This window comes from Methylophilus sp. Leaf416 (assembly GCF_001424665.1).
Taxonomy (GTDB): Bacteria; Pseudomonadota; Gammaproteobacteria; order Burkholderiales; family Methylophilaceae; genus Methylophilus.
In genome coordinates, this window is record NZ_LMQS01000004.1 from 334,789 (window position 1) to 352,528 (window position 17,740).

A 17,740-nucleotide genomic window follows, 5' to 3' on the forward strand; every position below is an offset into this window, starting at 1 on the left:
TTGAGTTATGCTAACGAAGCTTTACAGCAGAAACTTTGCTAAGGAAACACGAAATTAAGTTGTTACGCAGGCAAATTGCTGCGTTGCGCGGTACTCATCCTGACTCCCGCTCACTTATTTTGTCTTTCCTAAAATTAAAGTATTAACGATAAAAACGGAGGGCTGCCATGCAGTATCAAATCGATATTTTTCTTTCTTCACTCAATCAATTCTGGATTGAGCTAGTCAACTTTGTCCCCAAATTGCTCGCAGTCATTGTCATCCTGTTTTTCGGCTGGCTGGTCGCTAAACTGGTGCGTATAGGCGTGAAACGTCTGCTGGAAATTACCCAGTTTGACGCCTTTGCCAAACGTTCCGGCCTCGAATCATTTATGCGTAGCGCCAATTTGAATGTCACGCTCAGTGGCATCATCAGCCAGGTAGTTTACTGGTTGGTCATTTTGCTGTTTGTGATTACCTGCGCCAATTCACTTGGCATGACAGAAGTGGCGATGTTATTGCGTGAACTGGCCAGCTACCTGCCACACATTATTGTCGCTATCCTGGTCGTGATCTTCGGTACCTTGTTTGCTCGTTTTATCAACCGCCTGGTGTTTGCTTGGTTGCACAGCATTAAATTCGAGCAAGCGCTGATCATCAGTACGTCAGCTGAATATTGCATTCAGATTCTGGCGATTTTCATTGGTCTGGAACAATTAGGGATAGGCATGCAATTGATTCACGCCCTGTTTGTGATCGTATTTGGTGCCGTGTTCCTGGCACTGGCGATTGCGTTTGGGCTGGGCGGTAAAGACTGGGCTGCAAAAGTGATTGAACAAGCAGAACAGAAGAAAAACCTTAAATAGATATGGTTTAAATTTTAGCTAGCGATTCAGGGCCGTTCTATACGGCCCTGATCATATGCTGGTGTCTACGGCTGACCACAAGTGTTTCTGGAATACCTTTAATCAGCACCACCCAACTCAATTCGCCAGGCTCTTCGGTTTCTGCATTTTGCTGTATACGTTGTTTTTCATACCCGGTTATCGCGTGCTTTGCTACCAGCGCATTCCTGTGTACACGCACAAATCGGTCAGCGTAATTCTGCTCCAGCTGGTTTAGCGACATTTCCAGCAAGTAGCTTTTTGACTGTGTCCGTACCGTGACATATTTCAACTCAGCACGGAAATACAATACTTCATCCACCGCAATCAGCAACACCCTGCCACGCTCATGTATGCTCAAATGCTGCCGCGTCTCCTGCAATGATTGCAGGCCTTGCGACTGCTTTAAATTCAATGGGCGCGCTTTGGTTAAAGCTGCGGATAAACGCTCGGCCCGTATGGGTTTTAACAGGTAATCAATGGCATTCAGGTCAAACGCCTGCAAGGCATAATGATCGTAAGCAGTGGTAAAAATCAGGTTGGGCGGTCTTGGTAATTGACGGATATGTTGCGCCAGCTCAATGCCATCCATCACCGGCATACGGATATCCACCAAAGCGATATCCACCTGCTGGTTTTGTAATACTGCCATCGCTTCTAAACCATTCGCAGCTTCGCCAACTACCGTATAACCACCAATATCGCCGACCAGGTCGCGCAAGCGCTGTCTTGCCAGCGGCTCGTCGTCGACAATCAGCAATTGCTGCCTAGCCATGCGAAACCTCGGATAAAGGCCGGGTCGGGATGCTGATCTCAACCACATATTGCCCGTGCTCTTCATATTGCCTGAGCTGGGCTTCCAGGTCGTAATGCAACCGCAAACGTTCACGGATATTTTTGAGCGCCATTTTGTTGCCACCGGTTTTTTCCGGGCGCGGCGACAGCGGGTTACTGATACGCAACAGCAGGCTTTGGGCGCTGGTAGTGATATTGATCACGATAGTGCCGCCCTGAGACAGCGTTTCTATCCCGTGGTATACCGCATTTTCCAGTAGCGGTTGCAGAATCAATGGCGGGATCATCAGTGTGGAAGGTATTTCCGCAATATGCCATTCAACCTGCAAACGTTCATCCAGGCGCAGCTTTTCAATACTCAGATACTGCTGGCAAAGTGTGATTTCCTGCGACAACGGCACCAGTGCGCGATTATCCGCCATGAGCACGCGGAACAGCTCCGCCATATCTTCCAGTGCAGTCTCGGCACGTTGCGGCTGGCTGCGTATCAGCGACAATACTGCATTCAGGCTATTGAATAAAAAGTGCGGGCGGATGCGTGCCTGCAATGCCTGCAAGCGGGCTTCGGCAATGGCCGGGGAATAGGCGCGCTGCAATAAATCCAGGTAATACAGGCTTAAGGCGATATCCCCCAGACAAAGCAGCAGGATTTGTGTGTATTGTGTCGTCGCTAGCGGCGAAATCCACACATGATATGCATAGGCTGACAAAGAAGTGAGCACTAACGTTAATGTTGTTATAGCAGCCAAGCCGGCAATATAAGGTAACCTTAGGATGATCGGATAAAGCAGGGTCAAGCCGCCCATGGTCAATAGCAGCGGCGGTAACCATTGCCCCGCCAATTGCACCAGGTCACTGGCCCAGAGCCCAACGCTCCATCCCGGCTGGCCATCATAGACCGTTAATAATCCCAGCAAACCGGCATGCATTAACAGCACGCGTAAATGTATGCCCAGATTACGGAAATTCGGGATGCGGTTAGTTTTACGCACTAAGGGATGTCCGTTCATGAAACTCGGAGCGAGCAAAAGCGCTAACGAGTTGTCCGTAAAGCTTACTGCCAGCTGCGCCAGTTTTTCCAAACACAACCTCGCAACCGTGCTGCATGACGCATACTACGGTTAATGCGTTCCGTGCGCCTCGCACTTTATCTCGCTCAATCACTTAATCGCGCGTTTCATTTATAATGTCGTGCCAGCATCATAAGTATTAAGCGCCAGTGGCGCAAGCATGCGCTAGACGCCCAATTTCTGGCAGAAAGAATTTTTGCTTTGACAACTTCGCAATCCACACCACAATCTTCGCTGCATCAAAAAGACCAGGCCTGGTCCGGTCGTTTCAATGAGCCGGTGGCTGAGCTGGTCAAACGTTACACCGCTTCGGTTCACTTCGACAAACGCCTGGCTGCATTTGATATCCAGGGTTCGATCGCGCATGCGACCATGCTAGGTGCGCAAAACATTATTTCTACACAGGATGTTGAAGATATCAAACGCGGCCTCGGCGAAATCCTGGCCGAGATTGAAGCCGGCCAATTTGAATGGCTGCTGGATCTTGAAGATGTGCACCTGAACATCGAAAGACGCCTGACCGAGAAAATCGGCGATGCCGGCAAACGCCTGCACACCGGCCGCTCACGTAATGACCAGGTCGCCACCGATGTACGCTTATGGTTGCGTAGCGTGGTTGATGACACCATTGCCGGTATCCGTGCCCTGCAAACCTCTCTGCTGGATCTGGCAGAACAAAATGCCGCCACCATTATGCCAGGCTTCACTCATCTGCAAGTGGCGCAACCGGTGACTTTCGGCCATCACCTGATGGCCTATTTTGAAATGCTGAACCGCGATGCCGAACGCTTTGCCGATGCACGCAAGCGTATCAACCGCCTGCCGCTAGGTGCTGCTGCCTTGGCCGGTACCAGCTACCCGATCAACCGTGAACTGGTCGCCGAATTACTAGGCTTTGATAGCGTCTGCCAGAACTCGCTGGACGCGGTATCCGACCGTGATTTCGCGATTGAATTTAATGCCGCCGCCTCGCTGCTGATGATGCACCTGTCACGCTTTTCCGAAGAACTGATTTTATGGATGAGCCCAAGATTCGGTTTTATCGATATTGCCGACCGCTTCTGTACCGGCTCTTCCATCATGCCGCAAAAGAAAAACCCGGATGTGCCGGAACTGGTACGCGGTAAAACCGGCCGTGTCTACGGCCACCTGATCGGCTTGCTGACCCTGATGAAAGGCCAGCCTCTGGCCTATAACAAAGACAACCAGGAAGATAAAGAGCCACTGTTTGACGTGGCCGACACCCTGCTGGTGACATTGCAGATTTACGCCGACATGCTGCGCGGCATCACCGTCAAAGCCGACAATATGCGCCAGGCCGCACTGGAAGGCTTTGCCACCGCCACAGACCTGGCTGACTACCTGGTGAAAAAAGGCATGCCTTTCCGTGATGCGCACGAAGTGGTCGCCCACGCCGTCAAAGCGGGCGTGGAATCCGGCCGTGACCTGGCAGAATTCAGCCTGGCAGAGTTACAGGCATTCAGCGCAACAATTGGTGATGATGTATTTGAAGTCCTGACGCTCGAAGGCTCAGTCGCCAGCCGTAACCACACCGGCGGCACCGCCCCCGAACAAGTCCGCCGCGCCATCGCGCAAGCCAGGGAACAGTTAGGGCGCTGATGACACGCCTGCCTCATCTCCAGTGGAATCGCAGATCACATTGGCTGATGATGGCGGGAGTAATCCTTTGCTTCGCTTTGATGACAGGTCTGCGTCATCAACCAGCGCAAGCCGCGTTCGGCATTGCCAATCCCAAGCACGAACAATCCATGTTATGGCCGCTGTTACCGGGCGAGAGCATCAACAGCCTGGCCGCCAAACTGTATCCGCAAAGCCCAGTGTTGCAGCAGCGCTTTGTGCAGCAATCACTCACCTTTAGCCGTGGCCGTGGCATTCTGCTGACTGCCGATCAGCGCGTGGACTCTGCGCAATTGATTGCAGTGCCGAATGCACAGGCTTTGCATACGGTGACGCATCGCATTAAGAAAGCGGATGAGGCAGACCCGCAAGTGTTTGCTACGCCGACAGGGTTGGTGATGAGTTTGCAGATGCGGCAGTGGGAGCAATCGGGAAGTATCTTTCCTAGCTTGAGTTTGCCGTCTATTCAGGTACCAGCATGGATGAAACTGAATAATGTAAAATCTTCGGCATCGGGATTAACAGCCCAGGTGCGGTATAACTTTCAGTCGAATATTAAGGCGCTGGGGCATATGTCGGTGAAGAGTTTATCCAAACAACCGCATTTGGTGATGATTATTAGTAGTGGGTTATTGTTGCTTGTGTTGATAGTGGTTTGGGGATTACAGAGGAAACGTGATTCTTCGCTCATAGATTAGCTTGATGGATTCTTTCTCGCCTGCCGGCAATCTTTTGCCTGAAGCAATATTCCTTTTCGCCTCTAGGCGACCCTCTTTCTTATGCTTGTCCATAAGAAAGAAGGCAAAGAACACGACACCCTAGCTTCCGCTTGTTTCCTGTGTTGCTCATCAGCATGGGCGGCCAACGAAACTCGCCCTGACAAGCCACACCCAACGTGGCTTGTTGCGGAACTCAAACAGACGCTGGCCGACACCTCCCACGCTGACTGCGCTACTCGGCGCGTCAGATAGGGGCCCGTGAAAAACACTACGCATTCAGTTAGGCTGAGACTCGTCGCATTCATCCCCGCTCAGTCATTCAAATAAAAACAACAAAACATATGGAATTGGTTTGTTGGTTTTAGCATTTGAAATTAAAACAGTTACTTAGCGCTCTCTGTCCTTTGCATTAACCACTGTTTCAACGTGATGGTTTCAATGGGCCCCTATCTGACGCGCCGAGTAGCGCAGTCAAAACAAGATGAAGGGAGCGTTTGTTTGAGTCCCGCAGCAGCTCACGTATTTTGTGAGCTGCCAGGTCGAGTTTCGCGACCGCTTGTTTTGACGAGCAACACAGGAATCAAGCGGAAGCTAGGGTGCATTTCTTTTGGTTAGCTTTTCTTTGGGCAAGCAAAGAAAAGTAACTCGCCAAGAGGCGAAAGAGAATGCTGAATATCCTGAAGAATTACTTATTTAAGATATACAGCAAGCGCAGGATCCGCTCTTCGATTACAACCAAGCAAAGCATTCCCCTTGCCTGGATTCCGGCCTTCGCCGGAATGACGGAATGCTGCAGGGCTCACCGATTCTGCCTAAAGCAACCATGCTGTAAGCACACAGCAGGCCCTGCAACATTGTGCCGCGCCAACTGCATTCGAAACTTACCTATTCTGGCAAAAACATTTCCAACAACGTATTCAAAAACCGCTGCCCCAGCAACGTAGGTTTAATCACTCCCCCAACCTGCTCCAGCAACCCCTTCTGCTGCGCCAGCTGTAACTGCGCCTGAATCACCCTTAACGGCAATCCCGTCCGTTGCTGGAACAAGCCCGCTTCCACCCCATCCACCAGCCTTAACGCATTCATCATAAATTCAAACGCCAGATCCTCACGCCCAATCTGCCATTCACTATCCACCACCTGCCCTGTCGTCACAGATTCCACATATCTCTTCGGATGTTTATGCCGGCTCTGGCGAATGATCTTGTCATGAAAACTCAGCTTGGAATGCGCCCCTGCCCCGATGCCCAGGTAATCGCCAAAGGTCCAGTAATTGAGGTTGTGCTGACATTGCTGACCGGGCTGGGCAAAGCCTGATGTTTCGTAATGCTGGTAGCCATTAGCGGCAAGTATCTTCTCAATCTCTTCCTGCATGGTGGCGCTGGTATCGTCATCCGGCAGGCTCGGTGGCGTGCGGTGAAAAGGTGTGTTGGGTTCCAGCGTCAGGTGGTAGAACGACAGATGCGCGGGCTTGATATGGCAGGCAGTTTCAGCATCTAGCAATGCATCTTCCAGGCTCTGCTCTGGCAATGCATACATCACATCCAGGTTGACCTTTTCGAAGGTATTTAACGCCAGCTCAGCTGCTGCCAGCGCCTGCTCCCTGTCATGGATACGGCCCAGCGCTTTGAGATATTGCGGCTGGAAACTCTGGATACCCAGCGAAACCCGGTTTACCCCAGCATCACGATACCCTTTGAAATTGGCGATATCCACTGTGCCGGGGTTGGCTTCCAGCGTGACTTCGGCGCCATACTCCAGCGGCGTCAGCATGCGCACATGACTCAGGATTTTATCGATCGACTCGGCAGAGAAAATGCTGGGCGTGCCACCACCAAAAAACACGCTGCGGATTTTGCGGCCCCACACCAGTGGCGTGGCTTGTTCGAGGTCGGCAATCAGTGCATCGACATAGGCGGCTTCAGGGATTTCCTGGCGTGCTTCGTGGGAGTTGAAGTCGCAGTATGGGCATTTACGTACACACCAGGGAATATGAATATACAGCGAAAGCGGCGGCGGGTTGGTGAGGCCGCTCAGCGTGACGTCGCCTTGCAAGGGCGCGTCACTCAAACTGTTGGCAGGGTAAATCGGGATCATGTGCGTATTTTACCGCGTAACCGTGAGACAACCGGCGTTTATATGCTTTGCAATAATGCCCTTGGCGGCTGGTTAAACTGGTTACGCGCCACCAGCCAGGCCGAGAACGGCACCAGCACAATCGCGGCCAGCAATGCCTGGACACTTAACCAGGCGTTGAACTGGTATTCCATATCCAGCACCAGCGTCGCCAGGTAATAGGCAGCAATATTGGTAAAAATATTGGCGACGACACTGGCCAATATGCCTATGCATAAAAATTCCACAAGCATGGCCAGTACCACCTGTTTTCTTGAAGCACCCAGCACCCGCATCAATGTGCTTTCGCGCACCCTCTCCTCGCGGGTTGCCATCAGGGCGGCATACAACACTGCCAGGCCTGCCAGCAGGCTAAAGCCGAATACGAATTCAATCGCATAACTCATTTTGCTGATCAGGCTTTGAATCTGCTCCATCACTGCGGCGACATTGATAATGGTCAGATTGGGGAATTTCCTGACCAACTGGTTCAGCGCTTCTTCCTTGCCTTCAGGCAGGTGGAAGCTGGTGAGGTAATTGGCAGCATAATCATTAAGCACTTTCGGTGGTGTCACCGCAAAAAAGTTAACGTGCATGCTGTTCCACTCCACCTTGCGCAAGCTGGAAATGGTCAGTTCTAGCTGTGTACCCGCCACATCATAAGTCAACTTATCGCCCAGCTTTAAATTGAGCGTCTCGGCAAGCCCCTGTTCTAGAGACAGCAGCGGTTTGCCAGCATCTTCGGCCTGCCACCATTGCCCGGCCACCAGCTCGTTATCGGCCTGCATCTGCGCTGCCCAAGATAAATTGAATTCGCGCTCGGCCAGGCGTTTGGCGCGGTCATCTTTGTAATTCTCGATATTGAGCGGTTTGCCATTCACCGCTTGTAAGCGTGCGCGCACCATGGGGAAAATGTCAGCATGCTGGATGGCATTCGCAGTGAGCACCTGATTGATACCCGGAATCTGGTCTGCCTGGATATTGATCACAAAGCGGTTAGGCGCATCTGCCGGTAACGAGCTTTGCCAGTTTTTCAGCAGGTCACTACGCACGAATGCCAGCAATAATATCGCCATCAGGCCCATGCTTAAGCCAACTACCTGGGCGATGGTCAGGATGGGGCGGCGCCTTAAGCCCATCAAACCCAGCTTGATCACGCCGAAATTCTGCACACTGAATGACTGTACCAGTCGCAACCCGGCCAATGCCAGCAAACCTGCTACCACGACCAATGCCAATAACGCAGCGAATACAATCCCGGCCAGTTTGATATCCCCTGCATGCCAGAACACCAGCCCTGCCAGCACCAGGAATGCAGGGATAAATACAATGACATTCATACGCACATTGCCTTCCAGGTCCTGGCGCAAAATGCGTAATGCCGGTACTGCGCGCAGGCGCATCAGTTGCGGCCACACCACAGTCAGCAAGGTGGCAAATCCGGTAGCCAAACCTAGAAAAACTGGCATCCAGCCGGGTGCGGGTAACGTCTCTACAAACAGGCGGCCCGCCAGGATGGCTAAGCCGTATTGCGCGGCAAACCCCAGCAAACACCCGACCAAACTGCCGACCAACGCCAGCAGCAAGGTTTGGTAAAGCAGAATCTGCGTAATCAGTTTTTTTGTCGCGCCGAAGCAACGCATCAGCGCATACGCATCCAGGCTTTTCTGTACATAGGGGATACTCGCCAGCAACATCGCCACCATCGCCAGAATCACGCCGACCATGGAGGCAATACCGAGGAACTGTTGGGCCTTGTTAAGCGCATTGCGCATTTCCGGGCGGGCACTGCGAATATCATCTACGCGCTCACCTCGGGCTAACTGCGGTTTCAGCCATTCGGCGTAGTCTTCCATCGCCTGGTTCACCACTGCGCCATCCATATTGGCTGCAACCAGCAACTGGTATTTCACGCGGCTGCCAAATTGCACCAGATTAGTGGCAGGCACATCGGCGCTGTTCATAAATAACCGCGGCGCAATACTGAACATATCACCGCCACGCGATGGCTCCTGCAATACAAATGCCGCGAGTGTAAACTGGCTTTCACCAACGCTGACCTCTTCGCCTATCTTCAATGCGAGTTTTTGCGCCAGTCGTGGCTCCATCCACACCGTGCCGGGCACAGGAATATCTGTCGAAGATGGTTCCGCTTTTCCCGAGGTCGTTGACTGCTTGCTGATGGTTAAATGACCACGTAACGGAAAACCAGCTTCCACCGCCTTAATCTCGGCCAGCTCACTACGCTCACCTTTCAGCACCATGCTGGAAAATTCCAGTGCCTGCGTGGTCTGGTACTGGCGGCGTTGCGCTTCCACCAGGTAAGCTGGCGGAATAGCATGGTCAGAATTCACCACCAGATCAGCCCCCAGCAGCACATTGCCCTGGGTTTGCATGCTGGACTTGATACGGTCAGTAAAAAAACTGACTGAGGTGGTCGCCGTGACTGCCAATATCAGCGCAAACAGCAATACACGGATTTCGCCGGAAGACCACAGGCTGCGAAACTGGCGCCAGGCAATCGAGAACGCCAGCATTAATGTACTCCCGCATGCGTGTCGGCAATAGTGATCTCACTGAGCACGCCATTCTGCAAATTCAGCACCCGCTGACAACGCCTTGCCAGGTTCATATCATGCGTCACCAGCACCAGCGTCGTACCGCTCTTCGCGTTTAGATCGAACAGCAATTTGATAATTGCTTCCCCGGTCGCGACATCCAGATTACCGGTCGGCTCATCCGCAAATAAAATAGAAGGCTTGGCCGCAAATGCCCGGGCAATCGCCACCCGCTGCTGTTCGCCACCTGATAACTGTTTTGGGTAATGTGTGCCACGCGCTGCCAAGCCTACGCTTTCCAGTGCCGCTATCGCAATCGCCTGCGCATCACGGCGACCTGCTAACTGCAAAGGCAACATCACATTTTCCAGCGCGGTCAGTGAGCCCAGCAACTGGAATGATTGAAACACAAAGCCCATATGCTCGGCACGTACAGCCGCACGGCCATCTTCATCCATCCGCCCAATATCTTTCCCAGCAATCAGGACTTTTCCGCTACTAGGCGTATCCAACCCCGCCAGCAGGCCCAGCAAAGTAGATTTACCGGAACCGGAACTCCCAATGATTGCCAGCCTCTCACCCTTGGGTACGGCAAGATTCAAATTGGTCAAAATGGGGATTGTTGTATCATTGCTCACAACAGATTTACTTAAAGACAGCGCTTCAACAGCATAAGGGCTTTGCATTAATGATGTTCCGATTTCTAAAGATATTAGTCGTGTTACCTGGTTTACTATTTACTCATTTAGCTATGGCAGATGCCACATCCAAACCAACGATACTGGTATTTGGCGATAGCTTATCTGCCGCCTACAGAATCCCACAGGCACAAGGCTGGGTCAGTCTGCTGGGACAACGAGTGAAAGACAACCAATTGCCCTATGAAGTTGCCAACGCCAGTGTCAGTGGTGAAACAACGGCGGGTGGACTCAGCAGATTACCTGCTGCACTCAAGCAGTTTAAACCCAGTATCGTCGTGATAGAACTAGGCGCCAATGACGGCCTGCGTGCCTTACCGCTGGATGCAATGAAAAACAATCTGGAAAAAATGATTCAGGCCAGCCAGCAAGCCAATGCGCAAGTGGTGTTATTAGGCATGTTTATTCCACCGAATTATGGCCCGAAATACACCAATGGTTTTAAGGCGGTTTACCTGGATTTATCAGAAAAATATAAAACGCCATTTATCCCGTTTTTCCTGGATGGAATTAGTGGGCACAGTGATCTGGTGCTGGAGGATGGGCTGCATCCTAATGTGAATGCTCAGCGTAAGATATTGGAAAATGTTTGGCCGACTTTGAAACCATTAACAATAAGCAATATTAAGCCCCCAAGATAATTAATAGATATTTTCTTTCAGGCTTTAATATTGGAGAGACATGACTTAAAACATCAATGGTTTACGTTTCACTAGTTAGTTGAACGTCAGATGACGAATCTAACCCCTCCTCTAGGCGGACTCGCCTAAATTCTTTTAGAACTTGTTTACCGAGCTTTGTAAGCGTCCAATAACGGTTTTTATCATTTACTGAGTGTTTTTTTCTTGAAGGTTCTACTAAATCTAAGGCTGCCATGTCTGCAATCATGTCTGAGACAATATTTGAACCAATAGGAAAATTTTTATAGTAATTAGTATCAGAAACGGCTAATGCTATATTTTGTGCTACACCTAAGTCAGTATTTTCAGTAATAAGATTTGCTGCTGAATAATGAAAAATATCAGCTAAGGTGTTTGTGTAGCGAGTTGCATCATCCCACGAACTTGTTTTACGTACTTTGAATTTGCGTGAGTTATTGGAAAGAATTCTAATAGTTGATCTAACTTCATCCAGTTGTTCTTCACGCTGTTTCCGCAGATTTTGTGTTTCTTCTCTCAAGGCTGCATTTTCACTGCTTAGTCTGCTGAGTTCTTTTATTACTTCTGGTCCAGTAGCTTCATTCGCTCTTACCCAACCAGTTCTAGGATTTGCAGTTATCGATTTCATAAGTGAAATCGAAACTTTTCCATGTAATTCTTCTTTATTTTTCCAAAAGTGAATTAGCCTACCTTTTACTTTCTGTTTAAAAGAGGTTAGTTTCTTTTGCCCTGCGGAATCTTCCTCATGCCGACTTTTTGGCCACGGGGCATCGTCATCAATTACAAAACCTAATACAGGTACCCCTTTTAATACTGCATAATCAAATTCTTTTTCAGTGTAACTTATTCCTTCAGTGGTAACTGAACCATACCGATGAGCCACTATGAGTACGTAATAATCGATTTCGTCAATCTGACGCGCAATTAACTTCCATTGTTCATCATCTGCCGCGCTGAACATTTCCATCCCAACTGGTATATGCCCCATTTCGAGTACCGCTTTAATGACTTGCTCTCTTTCATCAATAAGATCGCTATATGTTGAGCTTACGAAAATTTGATATTTTTTTGTCATTTTTCTCTCTTATTAATAATCAATATTGAGTTTTTAACATTTAGCAAAATCCGTGTATCAGTTTACATATATTAAAGTGAGTCGATAATAATATAAGCTGCATTACTAAAACTAAACTTCTTGTAATATAAACAAAAATGCATCTCCATACTTCTTCAGTTTCGCCTGCCCTATCCCACTAATCTGCCCCATATCATCCAAGGTCTGCGGTTTGCGGTTATGGATTTCCAGCAGCGTACTATCGTGAAAAATCACATACGGCGGCACGCCTTGCTCTCTTGCCAGTTCCAACCGTTTGGCTTTAAGTGCTTGCCACAGTGAGTCATCATTGGCACCTTCAAATGCTTCTTTAGCGCGGGCACTGCGTTCGGCTTTGCCCATGCGTTTTTCGGGTTCGGTGTCGCGGCGTAGCCAGACTTCTTGCTCGCCTTTTAATACTGGCCTTGCAGCTTCAGTCAGTTTTAAGCCGCCGTAGGCTGCCATATCTGCCTCCAGTAATCCCGCGGCAATCAGCTGGCGATAGACACCGCTCCACTGGTTTTGATTGAGGGTTTTACCTATGCCGAAGGTGCTGACTTTATCGTGATTAAAGCGCTCAACTTGCGCAGTGACTTTGCCGGTAAGTACGTCGATTAAATGGCCGACGCCAAATCTTTGGCCAGTGCGGAATACGCAGGAAAGTGCCATTTGCGCGACTTGGGTGGCTTGCCAGGTTTCTATCGGGTGCAGGCAGTTGTCGCATTGTTCGCAGGCGCCGGGGTGACTTTCGCCGAAGTAGCGCAAAATGCTTTGGTGGCGACAGGCGGTAGATTCGCAGTAGCCTAGCAAGGCGTCCAGCTTTAACCTTTCCAGCCGTTTGCGTTCTTCGGAGGCTTCGCCGCTATCCAGCATTTGCCGCATGGAGACGACATCACCCATGCCGTAAACCATCCACGCGTTTGCTTGCAGGCCATCGCGCCCGGCGCGGCCGGTTTCCTGGTAGTAGCCTTCCATGCTTTTTGGCAGGTCCAGATGCGCGACAAAGCGGACGTTGGGTTTATCGATGCCCATGCCGAACGCGATGGTCGCCACCATGATGATGCCTTCTTCACGCAGGAAGCGGCGCTGATGGTGTTCGCGTAATTGCGCGGGCAAACCGGCATGATAAGGCAGTGCCGACCAGCCTTTTTCAACCAGCCAGGCGGCGGTTTCTTCCACTTTTTTGCGCGATAAACAATAAATGATGCCAGCGTCGTTGGCGTGTTCACGTTCCAGAAATGCCTGCAACTGCTGGCGCGCATTGTTTTTAATGCCGACGTGGTAGCGGATATTCGGGCGGTCAAAACTGGAAACGAACTGGCGGGCGTTTTCGAGGTTGAGCTGGCTGATGATCTCGGCACGGGTCGGTGCATCAGCCGTGGCGGTCAGCGCGATACGCGGCACATCGGGGAAGCGATTGTGCAGCACGGTGAGCTGGCGATATTCTGGCCGGAAATCATGGCCCCATTGCGAGACACAATGCGCTTCATCAATCGCAAACAATGCGAGGCCTGTGTGCTGCTGCACTTCATCAAGCAGGCTTAAAAAGCTGCCGACCATCAGGCGCTCGGGTGCCACGTACAATAATTTGATTTCACCGCTCACGACTTCACGGGTGATGCGGGTATTATCTTCAGCGCTTAAACTGGAATTCAGGAAGGCAGCGTTGACGCCTAACTGTTGCAAGGCCTCAACCTGATCTTGCATCAGGGCGATCAATGGTGAGACTACGAGAGCAAGGCCATCTCGGGCCAAGGCAGGTATTTGGTAACACAGCGATTTACCACCGCCGGTAGGCATGAGCACCAGCGCATCCTGCCCGGCAATCACATGTTCAACGATGGCTTGTTGCTGATGGCGAAACTGGTTGTAACCGAAAACGTCGTGGAGGATTTGTTGCGGTGAGGAGCTTGCCATGTTGGCAAGCCTATATCTTGTTGTAAGGATTAACTAAAGTATCGACGAGCGCATGCAAAGCCTGGCGCATCTGTTCTTCGCTGACTTCCATCAGCAAGCCATCTTCCAGCGCATCCTGGGCGATCTGTTTGAGTTCATCAAAGTTTTCAGACATGACTTTGACTTTTTCAGTACAGGAAACCACCGAGCCGTCGTCACGCACCCATTTGGGCCACTCATTTGTCATATGCTGTTTCTTTCACCTACGTGTGCTTTCAGTTACTTTTTTTACTGACTTTTCTCTAAAGCTTGCAGCAATTTTACCAAGGCCTGGCCTCTGTGGCTCATTTTGCTTTTTACTTCCAGCGGTAATTCAGCCACGGTCTTGCGTGTTTCCAAATCCATAAACAAGGGGTCATAGCCAAACCCTTCTGACCCGCGAAACTCGCGCAAGATTTCACCCATCCAAACGCCATCGGCAATAATCGGTTGCGGATCGTTGGGCGACCGCACCAACACCAGCACACTATAAAAATAGGCACGGCGGTCACTTTCGCGCGACATCACTGTGAGCAGTTTATCGTTGTTGCGTTCATCCTGCGTCAACAGGCTACCTGATGGTTGTGGGCCTGCATAACGTGCGGAGATCACACCTGGTGCGCCATGCAGGGCATTCACGCATAAACCGGAATCATCAGCCAGTGCCGGTAAACCGGTATGCTGGCTGGCATGCCGTGCTTTGGCCAGGGCATTTTCAACAAAGGTTTCATACGGCTCCGGGCACTCCGGTACATTGAATTCAGATTGCGACACAATCTCAATATTCAAGGGGGACAGAACATGCGCGATTTCGCGGATTTTGTTTTTGTTGCCGGAGGCGATGACCAGTTTGTTGAACGCTAGTGCCATGTTATTTCGCTAATGCCTGTTGTTGCAGTTTAGATAATTCGGCAATGCCTTTGGCTGCCAGATCCAGCATTTCGTTCATCGCGTCGCGGCTGAAAGGTTCGCCTTCGGCGGTGCCCTGAATTTCGACAAAACCGCCGCTGCCGGTCATGACTACATTCATGTCGGTATCACAGTCGGAGTCTTCAATATAATCCAGATCCAGCACCGGAATACCCTGGTAAACACCGACCGAAATCGCACCGACTGAATCTTTAATCGGGCTTTCAGTGAGCAAACCTTTTGCCAGCAAAGTGCTGACGGCATCGACCATCGCCACATAAGCGCCGGTGATGCTGGCTGTGCGCGTCCCGCCATCGGCCTGGATCACGTCACAGTCAAAATGGATGGTGCGCTCGCCCAGCTTTTGCATATCGATCACCGCGCGCAGACTGCGGCCGATCAGGCGCTGGATTTCCTGGGTGCGACCGGTTTGCTTGCCACGGGCAGCTTCGCGATCCATACGTGAACCGGTAGAACGTGGCAGCATGCCGTATTCGGCAGTCACCCAGCCTTGGTTTTTGCCTTTGAGGAAGCCGGGCACTTTTTCTTCGATACTGGCGGTGCAAATCACATGGGTATCGCCAAATTTGACCAAGACTGAGCCTTCGGCGTGTTTGGTGTAGCTGCGGATGATTTCTATGCTGCGCAACTGGTCGTTGGCACGTTGGCTGGGTCTGGTCATTTCAAATTTTCCTGTCTGTTTCAAGTTTCTTGTTTTTTGAGATGCTGGCCGGTTCTGCCCAGCGCATCCTGTATATCGGCAATGGCCTTTTCAATTTCGTCATCGGTCAGATCAAGCGCATGCGGGTGCGGCATGGTCCCGGCATGGTTGAGCATGGTGGTCGTCCCGTCACCTGGTAAATCCAGGGTAGACACTGCCAGTGGGGCGGTATTTCTTTCACCCCACTGCAAGGCGATGGCACTCATGTTATCACCGACGGTAATGCTGGCGGTATCGGCATCATCCAGCAGGCGCGTGACGCCATCCTGCATATTGGCGGCCAGCATATGCTGCGCCATGGTGATGGCAGGCACCGTATTCCATACACCATCCGAGCATAGCAAAATGACATCGCCCTCGCTGAGCGGCATAGGGTCAGCCAGGTCAACTTGCGGCGGTTTGTCGCCACCCAGGCAATTATAGATTTTGTTGCGATGCGGGTGTCGCTCAATCTGCTCGGCGGTGATCCTGCCTTCACGCAATAGCGATTGCACTACGGAGTGATCCTGGGTCTGGAACTCTTCCAGGCCGTTGCGGTATAAATAGAGACGGGAATCGCCGACATGCGCACAAAACAGTTTGTTGTGCTGGATCAAGGCGACAACGATTGTCGTGCGCGGCGATTCGGATAACTTCTTGCGCACACGCACATTCTCAATCACGTCGTGCACCTGGCCGATCTGTTCACGAAGAAACTGCGCCGGCTGCGCGATGAGCGGGTCAGATTCGCGCTGGAAGGCTTCCACCATGGTTTTGACTGCAATTTCGGCCGCGACATCGCCATGCTGGTGACCACCCATTCCATCGGCCAACACCATCAAAATGGAATGCCTGTGATAGGAGTATGCCAGCCGATCCTGGTTATACGGACGCGGCCCCTGGCGGCTGCCTTGCGCAATTGAAAACTTCATGGCATCAAGCGTTTCGTCAAATGTTTCATAGTGGTTTGGTGAGCACTTTAATAATTTTATCGACCAGGGAGCCACGGGCGTCATCTGCCACATGCACCTCTATCATTTTTTTCTGCAATGAAAACACACTTTGCGGCCGTTGCAGGTAATCAATATGCATACAGTCATCAATAATCGATAACAGTTTTTCTGAATAAATTTGCTTGCCTAGCTGTATCGCCGGCACCAGTGTATCTTCATTGAGGCGGATATTGGCGGCCAGCGGCGATGAACGTTGCAGGCAGGCATACATGCTGGCACCTATGCTGTAAATATCGCTCCACGGGCCCAAATGCTTGCGGTCTATGTATTGTTCCGGCGGTGCAAAACCCGGCGTGTAAGTCGGCGCCAGTGTCACCTCGGACAAGGCCTGGCGTGCCGAACCGAAGTCCAGCAACACCGGCGAGCCATCCAGTCGTATATAAATATTGGCCGGTTTGATATCCAGGTGCAGCAGTTTACGGCTATGCACCTCACGCAAACCATTTAGCAATTCAACAAACATGCGGATCATGAAGTTTTCCGGCACCGGCTGCGTTAACGCCATGATGTAATCCTGCAGCGATTTGCCGCGCTCGTATTTCATCACCATATACACAGTGTTATTGGCGCGGAAGAAGTTTTTCACGCGCACAATATTCTTGTGCTCGATATTGGCCAGCGCCAGCCCTTCTTCAAAAAAGCACTTCATGCCATGTTTATACGCGGCTTCATTTTTACCGTTAGAACGGATATGCGTCTGGCCATCGCGCTTGGCCAGTGTCACCGGCATATACTCTTTGATGGCGACAGTATTTTTCTGTTTATCCTGTGCCAGATAGACGAAGCTGAACCCGCCCAGACTCAGCACCCGTGTAATGGTGTAGTCATGCAACACGGTGCCTACTGGCAGTGCAATATCGATTTTATTGGCGAGCTTCACTTAATGGTTAACGTACTTATCATGGCTTTTATTGAGGAAAACACGAAATAAACTGTGTTAACTTGTTATAACGCTATTTTCGCATATCGATACCG

General features: G+C 50.9%; 16 protein-coding genes. 4 read left to right on the forward strand and 12 right to left on the reverse strand.

Annotated elements, in window-relative coordinates; genetic code table 11:
• The first annotated feature begins 167 nt into the window (after nucleotides 1-167).
• Nucleotides 168-845, forward strand: a complete 678-nt coding sequence (locus ASG34_RS11295) for a mechanosensitive ion channel family protein (RefSeq protein ID WP_055830559.1) — start codon at nucleotides 168-170, stop codon at nucleotides 843-845.
• 37 nt (nucleotides 846-882) lie between these two features.
• Here ASG34_RS11295 and ASG34_RS11300 read toward each other — a convergent pair whose 3' ends face one another.
• Together ASG34_RS11300 and ASG34_RS11305 are read right to left on the reverse strand one after the other, a co-directional pair.
• Nucleotides 883-1,638, reverse strand: coding sequence for a LytR/AlgR family response regulator transcription factor (locus ASG34_RS11300; protein WP_055830561.1), 756 nt, complete (start codon nucleotides 1,636-1,638; stop codon nucleotides 883-885).
• The gene (locus ASG34_RS11305) at nucleotides 1,631-2,650 is read right to left on the reverse strand and encodes a sensor histidine kinase (protein ID WP_055830916.1); all 1,020 of its coding nucleotides are present in this window, start codon (nucleotides 2,648-2,650) and stop codon (nucleotides 1,631-1,633) included. The genes ASG34_RS11300 and ASG34_RS11305 overlap by 8 nt, the downstream gene beginning before the upstream one ends.
• 279 nt (nucleotides 2,651-2,929) lie before the next feature.
• Here ASG34_RS11305 and argH point away from each other — a divergent pair, with 279 nt between their 5' ends.
• Complete coding sequence (argH, locus tag ASG34_RS11310) at nucleotides 2,930-4,348, forward strand: argininosuccinate lyase (protein WP_055830563.1); 1,419 nt, start codon at nucleotides 2,930-2,932, stop codon at nucleotides 4,346-4,348.
• Entirely contained in the window at nucleotides 4,348-5,064 is a 717-nt protein-coding gene (locus ASG34_RS11315) for a hypothetical protein (protein ID WP_235559786.1), read from the forward strand. Before argH ends, ASG34_RS11315 begins: the two co-directional genes overlap by 1 nt.
• 906 nt (nucleotides 5,065-5,970) lie before the next feature.
• On the opposite strand, the gene hemW is transcribed toward ASG34_RS11315, so the two are convergent.
• Genes hemW through ASG34_RS11330 form a run of 3 tightly spaced genes read right to left on the reverse strand, consistent with a single transcriptional unit; the run spans nucleotide 5,971 to nucleotide 10,444 of the window.
• Nucleotides 5,971-7,182 carry a radical SAM family heme chaperone HemW gene (gene hemW / locus ASG34_RS11320; protein WP_055830567.1) on the reverse strand — a complete coding sequence of 404 codons (1,212 nt, stop codon included), beginning with the start codon at nucleotides 7,180-7,182 and terminating at the stop codon, nucleotides 5,971-5,973.
• 38 nt (nucleotides 7,183-7,220) lie between these two features.
• Nucleotides 7,221-9,737 (reverse strand): ABC transporter permease, encoded by a 2,517-nt coding sequence (locus ASG34_RS11325; RefSeq protein WP_055830568.1) that lies wholly within the window; start codon nucleotides 9,735-9,737, stop codon nucleotides 7,221-7,223.
• Nucleotides 9,737-10,444, reverse strand: a complete 708-nt coding sequence (locus ASG34_RS11330) for an ABC transporter ATP-binding protein (RefSeq protein ID WP_055830570.1) — start codon at nucleotides 10,442-10,444, stop codon at nucleotides 9,737-9,739. Before ASG34_RS11330 ends, ASG34_RS11325 begins: the two co-directional genes overlap by 1 nt.
• A 65-nt stretch (nucleotides 10,445-10,509) precedes the next feature.
• Between ASG34_RS11330 and ASG34_RS11335 the strand changes: the two genes are divergently transcribed.
• Nucleotides 10,510-11,097: an arylesterase gene (locus ASG34_RS11335; protein ID WP_235559787.1), complete on the forward strand. Its 588-nt coding sequence runs from the start codon at nucleotides 10,510-10,512 to the stop codon at nucleotides 11,095-11,097.
• Nucleotides 11,098-11,158: 61 nt separating this feature from the next.
• Here the strand turns inward: ASG34_RS11335 and ASG34_RS11340 are convergent, their stop codons facing one another.
• The 7 genes from ASG34_RS11340 to ASG34_RS11370 all read right to left on the reverse strand — a co-directional run bounded on the left by ASG34_RS11340 (nucleotide 11,159) and on the right by ASG34_RS11370 (nucleotide 17,645).
• Nucleotides 11,159-12,190 carry a DUF4062 domain-containing protein gene (locus tag ASG34_RS11340; protein WP_055830574.1) on the reverse strand — a complete coding sequence of 344 codons (1,032 nt, stop codon included), beginning with the start codon at nucleotides 12,188-12,190 and terminating at the stop codon, nucleotides 11,159-11,161.
• A gap of 111 nt (nucleotides 12,191-12,301) precedes the next feature.
• The gene (recQ, locus tag ASG34_RS11345; RefSeq protein ID WP_055830576.1) at nucleotides 12,302-14,125 is read right to left on the reverse strand and encodes a DNA helicase RecQ; all 1,824 of its coding nucleotides are present in this window, start codon (nucleotides 14,123-14,125) and stop codon (nucleotides 12,302-12,304) included.
• Between the two features lie 10 nt (nucleotides 14,126-14,135).
• Entirely contained in the window at nucleotides 14,136-14,351 is a 216-nt protein-coding gene (locus tag ASG34_RS11350) for a hypothetical protein (protein WP_055830578.1), read from the reverse strand.
• A 41-nt stretch (nucleotides 14,352-14,392) separates the two neighbouring features.
• Nucleotides 14,393-15,013 carry an RdgB/HAM1 family non-canonical purine NTP pyrophosphatase gene (gene rdgB / locus ASG34_RS11355; RefSeq protein ID WP_055830580.1) on the reverse strand — a complete coding sequence of 207 codons (621 nt, stop codon included), beginning with the start codon at nucleotides 15,011-15,013 and terminating at the stop codon, nucleotides 14,393-14,395.
• A 1-nt stretch (nucleotide 15,014) separates the two neighbouring features.
• Nucleotides 15,015-15,734 (reverse strand): ribonuclease PH, encoded by a 720-nt coding sequence (gene rph, locus ASG34_RS11360; RefSeq protein ID WP_055830582.1) that lies wholly within the window; start codon nucleotides 15,732-15,734, stop codon nucleotides 15,015-15,017.
• 20 nt (nucleotides 15,735-15,754) lie between these two features.
• Complete coding sequence (locus ASG34_RS11365) at nucleotides 15,755-16,684, reverse strand: PP2C family protein-serine/threonine phosphatase (protein ID WP_055830585.1); 930 nt, start codon at nucleotides 16,682-16,684, stop codon at nucleotides 15,755-15,757.
• Nucleotides 16,685-16,709: 25 nt separating this feature from the next.
• Nucleotides 16,710-17,645 (reverse strand): serine/threonine protein kinase, encoded by a 936-nt coding sequence (locus tag ASG34_RS11370; protein ID WP_055830586.1) that lies wholly within the window; start codon nucleotides 17,643-17,645, stop codon nucleotides 16,710-16,712.
• Between the last annotated feature and the right edge of the window lie 95 nt (nucleotides 17,646-17,740).

What these genes read in the sequence shown, in the direction of transcription:
- ASG34_RS11295 (WP_055830559.1), top strand. Translation starts at nt 168, where the DNA reads ATGCAGTATCAAATCGATATTTTTCTTTCTTCACTCAATCAATTCTGG.
- ASG34_RS11330 (WP_055830570.1), bottom strand. Translation starts at nt 10,444, where the DNA reads ATGCAAAGCCCTTATGCTGTTGAAGCGCTGTCTTTAAGTAAATCTGTT.
- ASG34_RS11335 (WP_235559787.1), top strand. Translation starts at nt 10,510, where the DNA reads ATGGCAGATGCCACATCCAAACCAACGATACTGGTATTTGGCGATAGC.
- ASG34_RS11315 (WP_235559786.1), top strand. Translation starts at nt 4,348, where the DNA reads ATGACACGCCTGCCTCATCTCCAGTGGAATCGCAGATCACATTGGCTG.
- ASG34_RS11300 (WP_055830561.1), bottom strand. Translation starts at nt 1,638, where the DNA reads ATGGCTAGGCAGCAATTGCTGATTGTCGACGACGAGCCGCTGGCAAGA.
- hemW (WP_055830567.1), bottom strand. Translation starts at nt 7,182, where the DNA reads ATGATCCCGATTTACCCTGCCAACAGTTTGAGTGACGCGCCCTTGCAA.
- ASG34_RS11350 (WP_055830578.1), bottom strand. Translation starts at nt 14,351, where the DNA reads ATGACAAATGAGTGGCCCAAATGGGTGCGTGACGACGGCTCGGTGGTT.
- rph (WP_055830582.1), bottom strand. Translation starts at nt 15,734, where the DNA reads ATGACCAGACCCAGCCAACGTGCCAACGACCAGTTGCGCAGCATAGAA.
- ASG34_RS11340 (WP_055830574.1), bottom strand. Translation starts at nt 12,190, where the DNA reads ATGACAAAAAAATATCAAATTTTCGTAAGCTCAACATATAGCGATCTT.
- rdgB (WP_055830580.1), bottom strand. Translation starts at nt 15,013, where the DNA reads ATGGCACTAGCGTTCAACAAACTGGTCATCGCCTCCGGCAACAAAAAC.
- ASG34_RS11365 (WP_055830585.1), bottom strand. Translation starts at nt 16,684, where the DNA reads ATGAAGTTTTCAATTGCGCAAGGCAGCCGCCAGGGGCCGCGTCCGTAT.
- recQ (WP_055830576.1), bottom strand. Translation starts at nt 14,125, where the DNA reads ATGGCAAGCTCCTCACCGCAACAAATCCTCCACGACGTTTTCGGTTAC.
- ASG34_RS11325 (WP_055830568.1), bottom strand. Translation starts at nt 9,737, where the DNA reads ATGCTGGCGTTCTCGATTGCCTGGCGCCAGTTTCGCAGCCTGTGGTCT.